At 54.0% G+C, this 16,025-nt stretch carries 13 protein-coding genes; 10 read left to right on the forward strand and 3 right to left on the reverse strand.

Annotated elements, in window-relative coordinates; translation table 11 throughout:
• Nucleotides 1-10 precede the first annotated feature (10 nt).
• The gene (locus Q1Q75_RS07925) at nucleotides 11-238 is read left to right on the forward strand and encodes a hypothetical protein (protein WP_300668994.1); all 228 of its coding nucleotides are present in this window, start codon (nucleotides 11-13) and stop codon (nucleotides 236-238) included.
• A 186-nt stretch (nucleotides 239-424) separates the two neighbouring features.
• On the opposite strand, the gene Q1Q75_RS07930 is transcribed toward Q1Q75_RS07925, so the two are convergent.
• Nucleotides 425-1,432, reverse strand: a complete 1,008-nt coding sequence (locus tag Q1Q75_RS07930) for an isocitrate dehydrogenase (RefSeq protein WP_300668996.1) — start codon at nucleotides 1,430-1,432, stop codon at nucleotides 425-427.
• Nucleotides 1,433-1,819: 387 nt separating this feature from the next.
• The gene (locus Q1Q75_RS07935; protein WP_300668999.1) at nucleotides 1,820-3,871 is read right to left on the reverse strand and encodes a methyl-accepting chemotaxis protein; all 2,052 of its coding nucleotides are present in this window, start codon (nucleotides 3,869-3,871) and stop codon (nucleotides 1,820-1,822) included.
• An 809-nt stretch (nucleotides 3,872-4,680) separates the two neighbouring features.
• Here Q1Q75_RS07935 and Q1Q75_RS07940 point away from each other — a divergent pair.
• The 5 genes from Q1Q75_RS07940 to Q1Q75_RS07960 all read left to right on the forward strand — a co-directional run bounded on the left by Q1Q75_RS07940 (nucleotide 4,681) and on the right by Q1Q75_RS07960 (nucleotide 10,119).
• Nucleotides 4,681-6,132, forward strand: coding sequence for an acyl-CoA dehydratase activase (locus Q1Q75_RS07940; RefSeq protein WP_300669002.1), 1,452 nt, complete (start codon nucleotides 4,681-4,683; stop codon nucleotides 6,130-6,132).
• Nucleotides 6,133-6,137: 5 nt separating this feature from the next.
• The gene (locus Q1Q75_RS07945; protein WP_300669004.1) at nucleotides 6,138-7,184 is read left to right on the forward strand and encodes a 2-hydroxyacyl-CoA dehydratase subunit D; all 1,047 of its coding nucleotides are present in this window, start codon (nucleotides 6,138-6,140) and stop codon (nucleotides 7,182-7,184) included.
• Nucleotides 7,181-8,533: a 2-hydroxyacyl-CoA dehydratase family protein gene (locus Q1Q75_RS07950; RefSeq protein ID WP_300669007.1), complete on the forward strand. Its 1,353-nt coding sequence runs from the start codon at nucleotides 7,181-7,183 to the stop codon at nucleotides 8,531-8,533. The genes Q1Q75_RS07945 and Q1Q75_RS07950 overlap by 4 nt, the downstream gene beginning before the upstream one ends.
• Nucleotides 8,534-8,727: 194 nt before the next feature.
• Nucleotides 8,728-9,123, forward strand: coding sequence for an FxsA family protein (locus tag Q1Q75_RS07955; RefSeq protein ID WP_300669009.1), 396 nt, complete (start codon nucleotides 8,728-8,730; stop codon nucleotides 9,121-9,123).
• 60 nt (nucleotides 9,124-9,183) lie between these two features.
• Nucleotides 9,184-10,119 (forward strand): ChaN family lipoprotein, encoded by a 936-nt coding sequence (locus tag Q1Q75_RS07960; RefSeq protein WP_300669011.1) that lies wholly within the window; start codon nucleotides 9,184-9,186, stop codon nucleotides 10,117-10,119.
• Nucleotides 10,120-10,309: 190 nt separating this feature from the next.
• Here Q1Q75_RS07960 and Q1Q75_RS07965 read toward each other — a convergent pair whose 3' ends face one another.
• Nucleotides 10,310-10,669, reverse strand: a complete 360-nt coding sequence (locus Q1Q75_RS07965) for a helix-turn-helix domain-containing protein (RefSeq protein ID WP_300669014.1) — start codon at nucleotides 10,667-10,669, stop codon at nucleotides 10,310-10,312.
• Between the two features lie 429 nt (nucleotides 10,670-11,098).
• Between Q1Q75_RS07965 and Q1Q75_RS07970 the strand changes: the two genes are divergently transcribed.
• From Q1Q75_RS07970 to Q1Q75_RS07985, 4 genes are all read left to right on the forward strand, one after another.
• Nucleotides 11,099-12,250, forward strand: coding sequence for an iron-containing alcohol dehydrogenase (locus Q1Q75_RS07970; RefSeq protein WP_300669017.1), 1,152 nt, complete (start codon nucleotides 11,099-11,101; stop codon nucleotides 12,248-12,250).
• A gap of 434 nt (nucleotides 12,251-12,684) precedes the next feature.
• A complete protein-coding gene (gene pncB, locus Q1Q75_RS07975) occupies nucleotides 12,685-13,860 on the forward strand; it encodes a nicotinate phosphoribosyltransferase (RefSeq protein ID WP_300669020.1) in 1,176 nt (391 codons plus the stop codon).
• Nucleotides 13,861-13,892: 32 nt separating this feature from the next.
• Nucleotides 13,893-14,666, forward strand: coding sequence for a hypothetical protein (locus Q1Q75_RS07980; protein WP_300669022.1), 774 nt, complete (start codon nucleotides 13,893-13,895; stop codon nucleotides 14,664-14,666).
• Between the two features lie 162 nt (nucleotides 14,667-14,828).
• On the forward strand, nucleotides 14,829-15,944 hold the full coding sequence (locus Q1Q75_RS07985) for a hypothetical protein (RefSeq protein WP_300669024.1): 1,116 nt from the start codon (nucleotides 14,829-14,831) through the stop codon (nucleotides 15,942-15,944).
• Nucleotides 15,945-16,025 lie beyond the last annotated feature (81 nt).

Below are 16,025 nucleotides of genomic sequence, written 5' to 3' on the forward strand. Positions count from 1 at the left end.
AAGCATGGGCATGACGAAAGAAGACGTCATTCAGGATTTCACCCGGTCAGAATCAGATTTATCTTTGACCGATGAAGACCCTCAGACCCTTTATTTTTTATACGGCAAATGCCCGATCTGGAAATACACGTTTAAAGACAACCAATTGGTGGCGGTAGGATATCTTGTCATGGAGTTAGGGGTGTGGTCCTATATTGACGCTGACTTTCCTGGACCGACACATGATGAGACGCACTGAACAAAGGCAATGGAAGAAATAAAGTAACTATTCAGCTTACGCCTCCGGCGGCCCTGCCGGGGGCTAAACTTTTGAAACATTCAACAAACAGGTCACAACTGCCCGAGCCAGGGGGATTTGCCGGACTGCCGGTGGCCTTCCGGCTGAACTCAGACGACGTCTCCCCCTTTTTTCCAGCCCCCTGCCTTACAGTCTCTCCATCACCGCCTGGGTGAAATCGGTGGTACCGTGGGTTCCGCCCAGGTCGCAGGTGGTCCGGTCGCCCTCTTCGATAACCGCGGTAACGGCTGTACGAATGGCATCGGCCTTCTCCTGCATCCCCAGGTACTCCAGCATCTGAATGGAAGCCAGGATCACGGAGGTGGGGTTGGCCAGGTTTTTTCCGGCGATATCCGGGGCACTGCCGTGGACGGCTTCGAACAGGGCGGCGTCATCGCCGATGTTGGCGCCGGGGGCCATGCCAAGACCACCCACCAGGCCGGCACAGAGGTCGGAGATGATGTCCCCGAAGAGGTTGGTGGTAACAATCACGTCAAACTCCTCCGGATTCATGACCAGTTTCATGCAGGTGGCGTCCACGATCATCTCGGCGGTTTCGATGTCGGGATACTTTTTGCTGATCTCCCGGGCTACGGTCAGAAAAAGACCGGAGGTGGACTTCAAGATATTGGCCTTGTGTACGATGGTGACTTTTTTACGGTTCTCTTTTCGTGCCAGCTCATAGGCAAAGATGACGATGCGTTCGGCACCTTCACGGGTGACAAGGCTCATGGCTTCGGCGGTGCATCCGTCTTCCGACACCGTCTGGCCCAGGCCGGAGTACATCCCCTGGGTATTCTCGCGCACGGTAATGATATCGATGTTCTCGTAGCGTGCCTTCGTCCCTTTAAAAGAGACCACAGGCCGCAGGTTCGCATAGAGATTAAAGGTCTTGCGCAAGGTCACGTTGATGGAGGTAAAGCCCTTGCCGATGGGCGTTGTGAGCGGGCCCTTCAGGGAGACACCGTTTTTCTTAATCAGATCCAGGGTACGCTGGGGAAGGAGCTCACCGTGCTTCTCCAGTGCGGTAAGGCCTGCGTCTGCGAACTCATACTTAAAATCGCATCCGGCCTTATCCAAAATTTTAAGGGCTGAATCAATAATATCGGGACCGATCCCGTCCCCGGGAATAACGGTAATTGTTCGCTGTGTCATGACGATTCCTTTCTTGGTACCCCCGACGAGGGCGAGTATGGACAATGGCGAGTTGCGTAACGACAGGCACCGCCATAAAAAATAAATGCGACCCTGGCAAGGCGAGGTTGCAGACAGCCTTGCGAAAAACGCGAAAAAACGGACGAACCCGGGCCAGGCGTTCGCAAAAATCCCGCCGGGTTACCGCAACGCGCAGCAGGATGTGACAAGGCACATTCAACCGTATTTTTAAACAAACGCATCTTTTACAGGAGTTGTCTCACGATCTCAACCCCCAGGCAAAGAAAACACCCTTAAAAACATGGGGGGGGGGGCAAAACCTGCCTCTTGGTAACCGACCTCACAGACGCTTCCAAGTAAATACGGCAGGGGAGACATCGGCGGTACCTACACTTTAAAACGCCCCACCAGTTCGGACAACTCCGTGGCAAGAGCCGAGAGTTCCTCGGCACTGTTGCTCACCTGAGCACTGCTGGAAGAGGTCTCGCCGGAGATTCGATTAATCTGAGAGATCTCATCGGCTATGCTGTTTGAAACCGAAGAACTCTGGGCCACGTTTTCATTCACCTCCTGAATGCCCGTTGAGGCCTGGGCGACATTCCCGGCGATCTCCTGTGTGGTGACGGTTTGCTCTGTAACGGAAGACGCAATCGTGGCGACAATGCCGTTGACATGATTGATCACCTGGGTGATCTGGCTAATCTCATCAGCCGTTTCCGCAGTGGACGTCTGTATGCCTTCAATGTGACTGCGGATCTCCTGGGTGGCCTGGGCGGTTTGATTGGCCAGTTCCTTGATTTCGTTTGCCACAACGGCAAACCCGCGCCCCGCATCCCCGGCTCGTGCCGCTTCAATGGTGGCATTCAAAGCCAGCAGATTAATTTTGCCTGAGATCTCCGTGATCACCTCGGTGACTTGGCTGATCTCCCGGGCCGCGGTTCCCAAGGTGTCCATCTTATCTGCCGCGTTTTGAGCCTGGATAACCGCTTCACCGGTGATAGCATGGGATTTATCGGAATTTTGCGCGATTTCAGAGATGGTGACCGTCATCTCTTCTGCCGCTGAGGCCACCATGTTCATGTTGGTCGATGCCTGCTCGGTTGCGGCAGCGATGGACTGCATGGTGGCACTCATCTCTTCCGATGAGGCCGACGCGATGATGGATTTGGAAGAGGCTTCATCAGCGCCCTCACTCATCATATGCGAAATCCTGGCAAGAGCGGTGGAAGATCCGTTGAGTTTATCCGCATTTTCCGACACCAGCCGAATAATCTCCTGCACCTTTTCAATGAAGGTGTTAAACCAATGGGAAAGCTCGGACAATTCGTCCCTGCCTTTAATTTCCAGGCGAACGGTTAAGTCCCCCTCACCATCGGCAATATCTTTCATTCCCGCCGCAATTTCGTTGATGGGCCGTGTGATGGATCGTGCAATGAAAAAGGCCACGAGGATGATGGCCGCCACCCCCAGGAAGGCCACAATGCCGATCAAGGTCTTCAGCTGACTGACCGCGACAAAGGCCTCTTTCTGATCCATCTTTGAAATCAAGACCCAGTCAAGGCCATCAAGTCCCATCTTACCATAGGAGATCAATTGTTTGACGCCATTTTCCGTATAGGTCCCTGCACCGCTGTCCTGGGAAAAGGCATCCTCCAGGTACGTCAGAGAGGCCACATCACCGGCACTGCCGGTTTTGTTATCCGTATGAAAGTAGGTGCCACCGCCTGATTTTCGAACAAGAAAGGACTCACCGGTCTCCCCCATCCCTTCCCGGCGATTGGTCATCGTGTTGAGCTGACTGTTATCGAGTTTCAGAACCACAAGGCCCGTGACCTTGGTTTCCTGAGTCAGTTTGTCAACCACCTCAATGGGGGCAAGAATAAACGCAATGGGCTGATTATCAGCCTGCGCGTACGGGTGAAAATCAGTGGTCGTTATACCCTCAAGCCCCTGTTTAAAAGCCCGACCCAGATGAGACTCAGCAAGAGGACCCTCCAGGACCGACAGCCCAAGGTCCGGCGACTTCCGGGCCGAATAGACGATCCGGCCACTGGCTTGAATCAGAAGCAGGTCATTGTATCCATACTCCTTGACGGCAAGCTTCATCGAATCCCCATACCGGGTATCGTAAAAATCGTAACCCTCCATATTGATGGCCCCATCTTCATCAAAGAGCAGGGGAAACCGGTTGAGGGCCTCAGAAAGGGCATAGTTTTTTGAGAGCACGGTAAGATCACCGAGACAACGGGAATAGTATTCACGAACCTGAGCTTTTTTAATTTCCTGAACAATTTTAAGTTTTTCAAAGGACTGCTCGGAGAGGGCTTCACTCGATTTAAAAAGAGACACAGAGCCAATCACAGCAAAGGGAACAATACCAACAATTAAAAATGTAATCAGTATCTTGGTCCCAATTTTCAATCTTTCCAAAATTATCATGAATTTCCTTTCACTGCGTATGCATACGTGCGCGACGGCTTGAGACAATAATCCAATAAATAAGCAGCTTGCCCAGAGACATGTCACAAACCAACGAATCAATGCGCCCCACCAGGAGTTTCATTACGCCTGAATAATCAATGCGGGCATTTTAGCTAAATTGGTTATATATCGCCAGTCTTTAATTTAGACATCGTTAGCTTAAAAGCAAAAAGACTAAATTCTTATCGAAAGGCCTTCCAAGACAAACGGATAACGACCCCCCAGGCAAATCATTCAAACCGTCCAGCGAAAACCACACGACCCTTTTTAAAACTTTATTTAACGACATCTGCCGCCATCGCCATCGTCTGGCCCCAGACCCCTTTCCCATTCCATACTTGTCGAATGATAGATCTTATGGTAATCCTTTTTTGTTTTGATGACCGTCTCCCTGCGCCCGGTTAAGACTTGGGAATAGGTGAAAATCAAGGTTTTTCCCGAGCGTCTGATGTAAGATCAGAACAGGAGAGATGAGTTAAAATGAATCAATGCGGAAAAAATAAGCCACCCCTTTCGGGGCTTCGCCTGTCGAAGTCGAAGATCAACCGCAGATCGCTTACCAGCAACTTTTTCAAAGAAATCACCTTTCTAACGGTTTTTTTTATAAAGGTGTGGATGCTGAATTTACGGTCCGGTAACACCAGAGGGGAGGGGGGCAGATCGGGAAACCGATATTTTTTGTCGAACTCAAGTTAAACAGCGTTTTCAAAGGCTATCCATATTCATGGCCAAAAACATTTATAAACACAGAGTAAGAGAGAAAATGCATGATAAATAATGGCACAATCTCAACCAACAAGATCACAGGCTTTGCGTCTTTGCCACTCAAGCCGGGACAGATCTTCTATAGAATCCCCTACCTGTTTCTTCAAAAAGCAAAAGACCGTGTCCAGGATGCCTGGGGGTCTGTGGCACCGGTCATCGACATCCTTAAAAAAGAGACGCGAACCCACACCATCAACGAAGAAGACACCGCCACCTTTACATGTGAAGACGGCTCCAGAGTCGAGATCAGCACCACCGCTTCTGACCTCTGGATCAAAGCAGAAACAGCCGACCAGACCCCGGCCTCCCCGTTTCAAAAAATTGACACCCTCATCCAGGGGCTGAAAAAACCGGCCTACAAATACATCAGCGAAAAAACCCGGGTATTGGCCTTTCCCCTGGTCTGCGGCACCTGGGGCAACACCATCAAGGGCTTCATCGGCCTGGATGCCGGCTCCATCTCCATCAACATCGCCTTCGTTGACGAGGCAGGCGTGGTCCTTGATACCGAGTACACCCTGACAGAAGGGGACGTGATCAATAACATCAAAAAAGCCTTTTCCCGCATATCGGCAAAGCTGCCCGCCAACATCGACATCCTGGGCTCCGGCGTCACCGGAAGCGGCCATGAGATCTCTGCGGCTCTGCTGGGCGCCGATGTCTACGAAACGGAGTTGGACGCCCACGCCGAGGCGACCCTCCACCTCCTCCCCGAGACCCAGGTCATCTTCGATATCGGTGGCCAGGACTCCAAGGTCATGTACATCGAAGATGGCGAGTTGGAGGATGCGTGCATGAACAAAAAATGCGGCGCAGGGACCGGCGCCTTCCTCGACGCCCAGGCAGACCGCCTCGGCATCCCCATTGAAAAATTCGGCGAGACGGGCCTGAAAGCCAAAAAACCTTACACCTTTTCCAGCATGTGCACGGTCTTCGTGGGACGCGACCTCATCGCCGAGCAAGCCAAGGGCAACACCAAAGAGAACATTATCGCCGGCCTTCACCGGTCCCTGGCCATGAACTTCTACTCCACCTTGGGCATCAACAAAAAACGCCTGAAAACCCCCATCGCCTTCCAGGGAGGCGTGGCCTCCAACAGCGGGGTCAAAAAAGCCATGGAGGATATCCTCGGTGAAGCACGGGGCGAAAAGGCCGAACTCTTTATCCCCATACACCACAAGGTCATGGGCGCCATCGGCATGGCCCTGTTTGCCCGTGACGAAGTGGAAGAAAGGGGCTCTTTCCGAGGCATTGAGGCCATCCAGGAGATCACCTCCACCTTCACCGAGTGCACCCGCGCGAGGGAAATCGGCTGCAACCGGACCATGCTCTGCGACCTCGTACACCTGACCAGAGGCGACGAGGTGATCCAGACCCTTTACGCCTGCGAAGCATACGAGAACACTCCCGCGGCCTATGCAGATGAGATATTAACCACAAAGGTCGGAGGCTAGCCCACTTGAAAAAAATCGGATGGTTTTGCACGTACACCCCCGTAGAAATACTCCACGCGGCAGGAGCCCTTCCCGTGGGCCTCAAATCAGACTCCGGCGCCGAGCATGAGGACGTGGTCCTGGGAGACTCCATGTGCTCCTATGTCCGATCCTGCATGGGAGGCGCCCTCACCGGATCCTACGACGCCCTCTCTGGCGTGGTCATCGCCCACTCTTGCGAGTGCATGAGACGTTTAGCCGACGGCTGGCTCTATCGCCAAGATGAGATCAAGCCTAAAATGCTCCACCTCTTAGACGTGCCGAAGATCGTCACCCAATCCAGCATCGCCTTCTTTGCCGGCGGCCTGAGACGAATGAAAGAGGACATAGAGGCCCATGTCGGACCCATCTCTGAAGAGGCCTTAAGGGCCTCCATGGCCACATGCAACAAAACCCGAGCCCTTTGCAGAGCCATCGACGCCCTCCGTAAAAAGGAGGCCCCGGCCGTCACCGGGCGGGAGGTGGAGAAACTGATTGCGGCATCCTGGGAGATGCCAAGGGAGACCTTCAACGCCCGGTTAGAGACCTTCATCGCCGACAAAGAGGGCCAAACCGGAGACAAGAACGCCCCGCGCATCATGATCATCGGCGGTCCAGGCAACGGCTCTCTCATAAAAACCATCGAGGCTGCAGGGGCTCTTTCTGTGGTAGAACACATGTGCACCGGCCTGCGCGCCTATACCGGCGAGGCCGCCTTCAACGAAGACCCCTTCCTTGAGCTGGCCGACCTCTACCTCACCCAGACCCCCTGCCCCCGCATGCTCGGTAAGGCGGCCCAGGATGCCATCAGCGAAATCGAATCTCTGATCAAAGAGTACCGGGTGGATGGCGTCCTTTACTACTCCATGCAGTTCTGCTCCAACATGCAGATGCAGTGGGCACGCCTTAAAAATGATAGCCCCATTGATGTACCCATGAAGGTCCTGGACGGAGACATCAGCACCGAGATCAACGAGTGTGAAATTCAGTCATTTATCAAGCGACTCAAAAAAAGAAGAAAGAGAAACAGATGAACCGAGCGGACATGATAAAAGAGAACACGGAGCAACGAAAGGTCCAGGTAAAAAACCTGCTTCGCGTCAACGGCCTTGAGGGGATCGAACCGGGGGATGCGGTCAAGATGGCCTTTCCCAAAGCGTTTGACACGCTCTCCCCTTCAGCCAAAAGGGGTTACCTCAACACCGAGCAGTTTTTTAACGCCTATAATCTCGATACCAACGGAGAATTCGTCTACCAGCCCATGGCCTGGCGAAGCCTCTTTGTCCCCACTGAAATCATGTACGCCATGGGCCTGCTCCCCTTCACCTCGGAGATGGTTGCCTCCCAGCTTGCCATGACCGGGGCAGCCAGAGGACGCATCGAGACCGCCGAGGCCAACGACTTTTCCATCGACCTCTGCTCCTTTATGAAGACCGTGGCAGGCGGCGTGATTGAAGACATCCTCCCCACCCCGGATGTCCTGATCACCTCCACCCACCTCTGCGACCCTTCGGCCAAATACGCCGAGCTGGCCTCCCACACCTACAAACGCCCGGAGTTTGTCTTAGACATCCCCTACGGCCTCTACGATCTGGCAAGCAGCCGTGATGAAAAAGACATCAAACGGGTGGAAGAGGGCGTGGCCTACGTTCACGAACAGCTCCTTGAGATGATCGCCTTTATCACCGAGCACACCGGCCTCACCCTGGAAGAAGAGACACTCCGCCAGGTCATCCGATGGACCAACGAAGCCCGCACCTGGCTCAATGAAGGCAACGACGTGATCCTTCAGCAGTTCGCCTCGGCCAAAAAAGGGGTGCGCGAGCTCGACTACGCCGCCAACCTCATGCAAACCTGGGGCACCGAACGCATCGTGGATGTCTACAAATCCCGCTGCAAAGCATACAAGGCAAATCCTGCGCCCGACGAAAGCGAAACCCGTCCGCGCATCGCCTGGTTCCACCTGCGCCCCTACTTCAAGTCCCCCCTGATGCCCTACCTGGATGAGCGCATCGACATCTCCGCGTCTCAGGTTAACTTTGCCTTCTGGGAGCCTCTGGATCCATCCGATCCCATCCGCTCCATTGCCAGGCGAACCGTCCTCCACCCGGCCTTCTCATCGGTCACGGCGCGCACCGAAATCGCCATCAAAGAGCTCCCGGACGACACCGAGGGGATCATTGCCTACTACCCGAAGTCCTGTCGCCACTTCCACGGCGGATCCATCATGGAAAACGAAATGTTCAAGAAAGCGGGCATCCCCATCCTCACCATCGACGGGGACTGCATCGACGACCGCGGGGACGATTTCCCCATCGTCAAAACCCGTGTGGACCGCTTTTTAAAATCCATCAAAAAACACCCGCGCAGCAAAAAGAAATAAAACACCGGCCTCCGGCGGCACACCTTGCCGCCGGAGGCCGCTTTTCATAAGCTGAATCGTGACGCCTCAGCCCGCCCCCGTGGCAAGACTTCGCTGGAAAACCCCTGACTTGACATTTCCCAAATCTGCCCCATCTTGTTAAGGAACCGCATCACTGCGGGCCACCCCTCACGATTTGAATGGAGAAATGCCCCATGGTTTTACGTCTTTTCCTTTTGTTCACCCTGATCCCGGTTATCGAGCTTTGGCTCCTCATCAAGATCGGGTCAATCATGGGGCCCTTTGCCGCCATTGCTTTAGTCATCGGCACCGGCATTGCCGGGGCTTCCCTTGCCAAAATCCAGGGACTTCAAACCATCATGAAGATCAGGGCATGCATGGATCAGGGCATCACGCCCACCGAAGAGCTCATTGACGGCTTCATGATCCTCATCGCGGGTATCGTCCTCATCACTCCAGGCCTCCTCACCGACTGTACAGGCATCCTTCTGCTGATCCCCACCTCCCGGAATCGCATCAAGGCATGGGCCAAAGAGATGTTTAACCGACGCATCGCAAACAGCACCATCCGCATCCACCGTAATTTTTAATCCCCTGACCCCCCATGGCGCTCCCCATTTTAATGGGGAGCCCAACCCCAAAGGTGCCCTGTGATAAATCGTCCCCTTTACGCCCTGGGCCTTCTCATCGTGACCCTTCTTCTGACAACCGGATGCAACAGCTTCGGAAAAAAAACCATGGAACAACCCCGCTACACCATCCTCCATCCCGACGGTACCCAGGTAAGCCAGGCTGATCTTCTGGACGAGGCCGCACAGGCAGACGTGCTGCTGGTGGGGGAGACCCACGACAACCCCTCCGCCCACCATCTGGAGTATGCCCTTTTCAAAGGAATCCTTGAAAGGCGGGCAAAGTCGGGAGAGACCCCTGGGGTGGCTCTCTCCCTTGAGATGCTGGCCCGGGATCTCCAGCCCGTCACCGACGAATACCTCTCCGGCCTCATCACCGAGATGCACTTCATGGCGGCCTCCCGCCCCTGGGGAAACTACGGCCCCTCATACCGAAAAACGCTCAACCTGGCCAAAGAGAAGGGTGCCCCCGTCATCGCTGCCAATGCCCCAAGGCGCTATGTCAACCTTGTCTCACGTAAAGGAAAAGCGGCCCTCGAACAGCTCAGCCCCGAAGCCCGGAGCTGGATCGCCCCCCTTCCCTACCAGGGGGCCTCACCCGCCTATCTCGCCAAGCTGAAAGCCCTTGAAGAACGCTTCGAGACAAAGGGGATAAAGGAGACAAAGGGGATAAAAAAACCAACCCAACACAGTCTCCCCGATGCCCAGGCCCTCTGGGATGCCACCATGGCCTGGTCCATTTCCGAAGCCCGAAAACAGGACCCGAAAAACCTCGTGATGCATATCTCCGGCACCTTCCACTCAGAAGGGGGGCTGGGTATTCCCGAACACCTGTCCCTCTACGATCCCCTGGCAAGGGTTCTCATCATCACCATCAAGCCGCGCCAAAAGAACAACCCTCTGCCCTCCTTCCGGTCCGACGCCCCAATCCGGGAGTATCTCATTTTTACAGAGTAAATAAAGCCGAGGATGACGCAAAATCAAACGCTATGAACGCTAAAAAGCCCGTCTCCAAAATATGTCTGGAGACGGGCTTTTTGGGGTTGGCTGAAAGGGATGTTTGTCCCACCCTTCAGCTCATGAAAAGCAGCCTTCTATGGTTAAAGTTCGAGGCAAAAACGTGCCTCGGCGGCAAGGTGCGCCAGAATCACCGGGAGCTGGAATTTCGGCCCGCCAGGTATTCAATGGCCCAGGTGCTGATGTCTTGCAAGACAGGGCTTAGTTTCCGGCCAATGTCCGTTAACGAATATTCAACAACAGGGGGAACTTCCGGGTAGATTTTTCTGCTGACGATTCCATGCTTTTCAAGGGCTCTCAGTTGTTGAGTCAGCATTTTCTGGGTTGCCGACGGCATGATGCGTCTCAACTCGCCGAACCTTTTTGTGCCTTCTGTTGAGAGGGTCCAGACGATAAGCGGAATCCACTTTCCTGAGAGAATTTCAAAGGCGACCTCCACTTCATTAACATACGAACTGCAACTGACTTTATGGGTCCTGTCTTCCGGCATCACGCACCTCCAGCCTTCTATTTCTGCTCTAAGAGCTATCTTATCCTATTTTTTTCCGAATCGAGCACCCGGTCGCAAGGCCCGAAAGGCTTCTTCCTGGAAACCCTCCATCGCATGCATTTCCTGCCATAACACAGAATTGCACCCAGCCGAAAGATAGTTCCCTTTTGGGAACCACGCCACCAAAAGCATACTGAAACACGAAAAAGTGCCTACTTTACAGGGAATTTTAAAAAAGGTTTATTGCCCCACGTCGGACAAAAAACGTCTCCTGCGGAAAGTAAATTCCGCAAGGGGCGAAACAGCTGGCCCGGCATTATACAGGCAGAAGCAAACCAACAAAGAATTGACGATCCCAGGAAAAGCCATATCGGAACAATACGGCTTTGTTCTTACAAAAGCACGTCACGAAAAAAGGCAGGAAAAACCATGACAAAATTTATCGTCCCCAAAGAAATCTACCACGGGTTAGGAACTCTTGAGAACCTCAAAGAACTCAAAGGCGGAAAAGCGGTGATTGTGATCGGCGGCCATTCCGTTCAGAAAAACGGGACCTTGGAAAAAGCTCAGAACTTCTTGTCTGAAGCGAATATTAAATCCGCTGTTTTTGGGGGTGTCGAGGCCGATCCGTCCATTGAAACCGTTATGAAAGGTGCGGAGTTCTTCACGCAGGAGCAGCCCGACATCATTGTCGGATTGGGCGGATGTTCAGCCATCGATGCGGCCAAGGCCATGTGGGTTTTTTATGAGCACCCGGAGTCAACCCTTGAAGAACTGGCCGCTCCCTTCGCGGTGAAGCCACTGCGCAAGAAGGCTTATTTCGTGGCCATTCCCTCAACGAGCGGCACGGGCACCGAAATCACCGGTCTTTCTGTCATTACCGACAGAGCAAAAGGGACAAAGTACCCCATCGTTTCCCACGAATTAACCCCTGACGTGGCGATTATTGACGGTGAGCTTTGTGCCAGCATGCCCAGGCACATTACGGCCAATACCGGTCTCGATGCCTTGAGCCATGGTGTGGAGGCTTATGTCTCGAACATTGCGGACCGTTATAATGATGCCCTGGCCAAGGGGTCGATTGATCTGGTGTTCAAGCATCTTCCCACTGCCGTTGAAGAGCCCAACCACTTAGAGACTCGCCAGGCCATGCACGACGCCTCTTGCATGGCAGGCATGGCATTTACCAACGTGTGGTTGGGTATTGTTCACTCTATGTCGCATCAGATCGGAGGCACCTTCGGCGTCCCCCACGGTTGCGGCAATGCCATCCTCATGCCCAACGTCATTCGTTTTAACGCCAAGGTAACCGACAAGTATAAGGACCTGGCAGCCTTGTCGGGTAAATCAACCGCTGAAGAGTTTGCCCAGGCCGTCTCAGACCTGCGTGCCTCGACAGGGGTTGCCGGCTCACTGAAAGAGTATGGCATCGATAAAAAAGAGTGGGAAGCCGCGTTGGATACTCTCACCGAAAATGCCATGAAGGATCCCTGCACCCTTTTCAATCCAAGAAAACCTGAGTTTGAAGAGATTAAAGCGATCTTCCAGGCCTGTTACGACGGAACAGCCATTGATTTCTAAATCTCAAACCGATTTCGCATAATTTCAGCTCAACAGGCACTCAAAAAAAGGGGCTCCCTGAAAGGGAGCCCCAGACTCCATCCGACTCGAGAAAATCACCATTTCCCGGCAACGCCAAAGACAAAACCAATCGAGCTGAGACGGCCGCCAGCCTTTGAGATTGCCTGCATGTTTCCCCTGATTTATAGTTTTGGTATAAACAACATAAATTCAACTTGACATTTGGTGTGGTGGGTATACCTTTGGCCTACCTTTGGATGATTTCCAAGGGCCATCCACCCCGGTTGAAGCGCCTTGAATACGACCCTCCGGGCTCGATGCATTCACCCTCCTCAGCACTCAGGCCGTGGAGACCGACTCCTGGTGACCCCGGGCAGGGGCGCCCGTTGAAATGATTTCGCCTTTTCGGCGCCACAACAGTGGAGATCCATCCGTTGACAACCCCGATCATTCAATCTTTGCTGGACACCGACCTGTATAAACTCACCATGATGCAGGGCGTTCTTCACCAGTTTCCCTGGGCGGAAGTGGAATATGAGTTTCGCTGCCGCAATCATGGTATCGACTTTGCATCCGTCACCGACGAAGTGGATCGAGAGCTCGATCACATCTGCGGCCTTCGATTTACAGAAGAAGAGCTCGAGTTTCTTCAAGGCCTGCGATTTATCAAACGGGATTTCATCGAATTTCTCCGCCTTTTTCAACTCAATCGCAAATTCATCACATCCGAAATGGACGGCGATGATTATGTCTTGAAAATCAAGGGGCCCTGGCTTCACACCATTCTTTATGAGGTCCCGGTCCTCGCCATCATCAACGAGGTCTACTTTCGGCACCACCACCCCCACGCCGACCTCGCCGAGGGACTCGCAAGGCTTCAGACAAAAATCGACCTGGTAAAAAACGCGAACGCCCAAGGGTTGCCTCTTAAATTTTCCGATTTCGGCACGCGCCGACGCTTCTCACGGGACTGGCAGGAGACCGTCATCAAAACCCTCACCGAGGCCATTCCCGAAAACTTCATGGGCACCAGCAACATTCTCTATGCCTGGAAATACGGCCTCACGCCCGTAGGCACCATGGCCCATGAATGGCTCATGGCCAGTCAGGCCTTAGGCCCCCGGCTTGTGGACAGCCAGAAGTTCGCCCTGGAGCACTGGGCCCAGGAGTACCGAGGCGACCTCGGTATCGCCCTCTCCGACGTGGCGGGCTTCGACGCCTTCTTAAAAGATTTTGACATGTACTTTGCTAAACTCTTCGACGGATGTCGCCACGACAGCGGCGATCCCATCGAATGGGGCGAAAAACTCATCAGCCACTATCAGAAGCTGCGCATTGACAGCACCTCTAAGGTAGGGGTCTTCAGCGACGGCCTCAGTTTCCCCAAAGCCCTTGAAATCGCCCGTCACTTCAAGGATCGTCTGATCACCTATTTCGGCATCGGCACCAACCTGACCAATGACGTCGTAGGCGAGCCCCTTCAAATCGTCATCAAGATGACACGCTGCCAGGGAACGCCAGTGGCCAAACTTTCCGACTCGCCGGGCAAACAGATGTGCGACGATCAGGGATACCTGGCCTACATGAAGCGGGTGTTTGGAAAACCTTAAGAGAAAGAAGGCCTAAACCGAGGAGAAAAACCATGAAACGGATTCTTTTGATCATTGACCCCCAGAATTCATTCTGCGACCCCGCAGGCGAGCTCTTTGTGGAAGGGGCCAGTCGAGACATGGAGCGTCTCACCGATTTCATTGAAATGAACGGCGACGCCTTCGACCGGATCGTGGTGACCCTGGACTCTCATAACCGCATGCACATTGCCCACCCCGCCTGGTGGGTGGACAAACAAGGCAACCCTCCAGCGCCCTTCACCCTCCTCTCCGAAGAGGAGGTGACAAACGGTGCCTGGCGCGCTGCAAACCCTTCCGACCAGGCGTGGAGCGAGGCGTACCTGGCACAGTGCGCCCCCCACGTCATCTGGCCCCCCCACTGCATCATGGGCACCTGGGGGCATGCGGTCTACCACCCCCTGGACGCCATTTTAAACCGCTGGGCCAACCGGCACACCGATCTTGTCATGATCCCCAAAGGCCACTGCCGGCACACGGAACACTTTTCCATTTTTCAGCCCAAAGTCAAACGGGAGGGAGAACCTGCCGCCCTGTTTCACAAGGCCCTGCTGGACGACCTCTCTGGCTTTGATGAAATCTATGTCGCCGGCGAAGCCTCGTCCCACTGCGTGGCCGACAGCCTCAGAGACCTGATCACCGCACGTCCCACGCTGGCGACACGGGTCACACTCCTCACCGATGCCATGAGCCCCGTTAGCGGTTTTCACCACCTGAGTGAAGCCTTTTTTGTCGAGATGGCTGCGGCCGGTGTCCGAACCTCAACGACCTCCACCGAGGTCGGATAAAACACCGTCTGCGCAAGGCCAGGCCCGGGCTCCGTCACGGCCCATCCTCTCCAGAGTCTCGTCTGCCTTTTGCGTCGTGCGAACCAGGGCTCCTTTAATCCTGGGCCCTTAATAAACAACGGCGGCTTCCTCCGCCCCTTCCACTAAAGCTGTGAACCAAACATGAAACAAAAGGATGAAATCATCAAGCTGGGTATTGATGTCCATGGGGTGGCCGACACCTTTCCCGACTTCTTTTCCAAGGTAAGCCGGGAACTCGTGAGCCAGGGCCATGAAGTACACATCATCACAGGAGCCGAACACACCCGAGCCCTGGAACTCTATCTGAAAGATCAACTGGGCCTCTCCTGGACCCACCTCTTTTCCGTGACCACCTACCACAAAAAAGAGGGCACCGAGGTCACGTACATCGACGGCAATCCCTACATGGACAACCGCATCTGGAGCCGTTCAAAGGCAGAATACTGCCGGAGAAACGGCATTGAACTCCACATCGACGATTCGGACATCTACGGCAAATACTTCTCCACGCCCTACGCCCGGCTGATGGATGGGATGCCCCATGACGAAGCACTCCCTCCCCTTGCCAAAGGCGGAGAGTGGCACGCCACCCAGGCCGGAAGCGATCCGAGCATCTACAACGTTAAAACCACCTGCCCCCTGCCCACGGTCTCGGTGGAGATGGTCATTGCCGCCTTTTCACAAGGAGAAATAAAGGTCCTGCTGCCCCCAAAACCCGGTAAGCCTGACTTTCGAGCCCTCCCCTTCCTGCCCTTCACCCCCTCCGATGGCGGCGCCCTTGAAGCGTGTGCCACCCATATCCTGGAGGCCATGACCGGCCTGAAAAACACCTGGATGGAACAATTGAAAACATACGACGGGGCACGGCATCTCGTGACCAGCTATTTTGCCCTGGTCTCGGAAAACGCCATGGCCCATCAGGCAGACGCATGGTTCTCCCTTCGAGAGATCACACACACCGAAAAACCCTCTATGTCGCCGTTCCATCAGGCATTGCTCCGCGATTTTTACGATCGAATCAAAGGGAAAATATCCTACACCCCTATCGCCTTCGCCCTCCTGGAAAACCGGTTCACCTGGACGGAGTTGCGGTGCATCTATGAAGCGGTGCTGGAAAAGCCCATTGACCCGGCCAATTTCCGAAAGATGATCAGGACCCACTACACGATCCGAAGCCTGAAAGAGAAGAAGGTAAAATCCACGGCCGGAAGACCCCCGGAGCTCCTGACCTATGAAGGAATCCGAGACGTCTACTAACCCGAATATTTCATGAGAAAACGACCTGAGTAAGAAGATAATCCGTTATTACAGCTGGTTGCCGAAAAAGACATAGACATT

Origin of the sequence: Desulfoluna sp. (genome assembly GCF_030145185.1) — a bacterium.
Classification (GTDB): Bacteria; Desulfobacterota; Desulfobacteria; order Desulfobacterales; family Desulfolunaceae; genus Desulfoluna.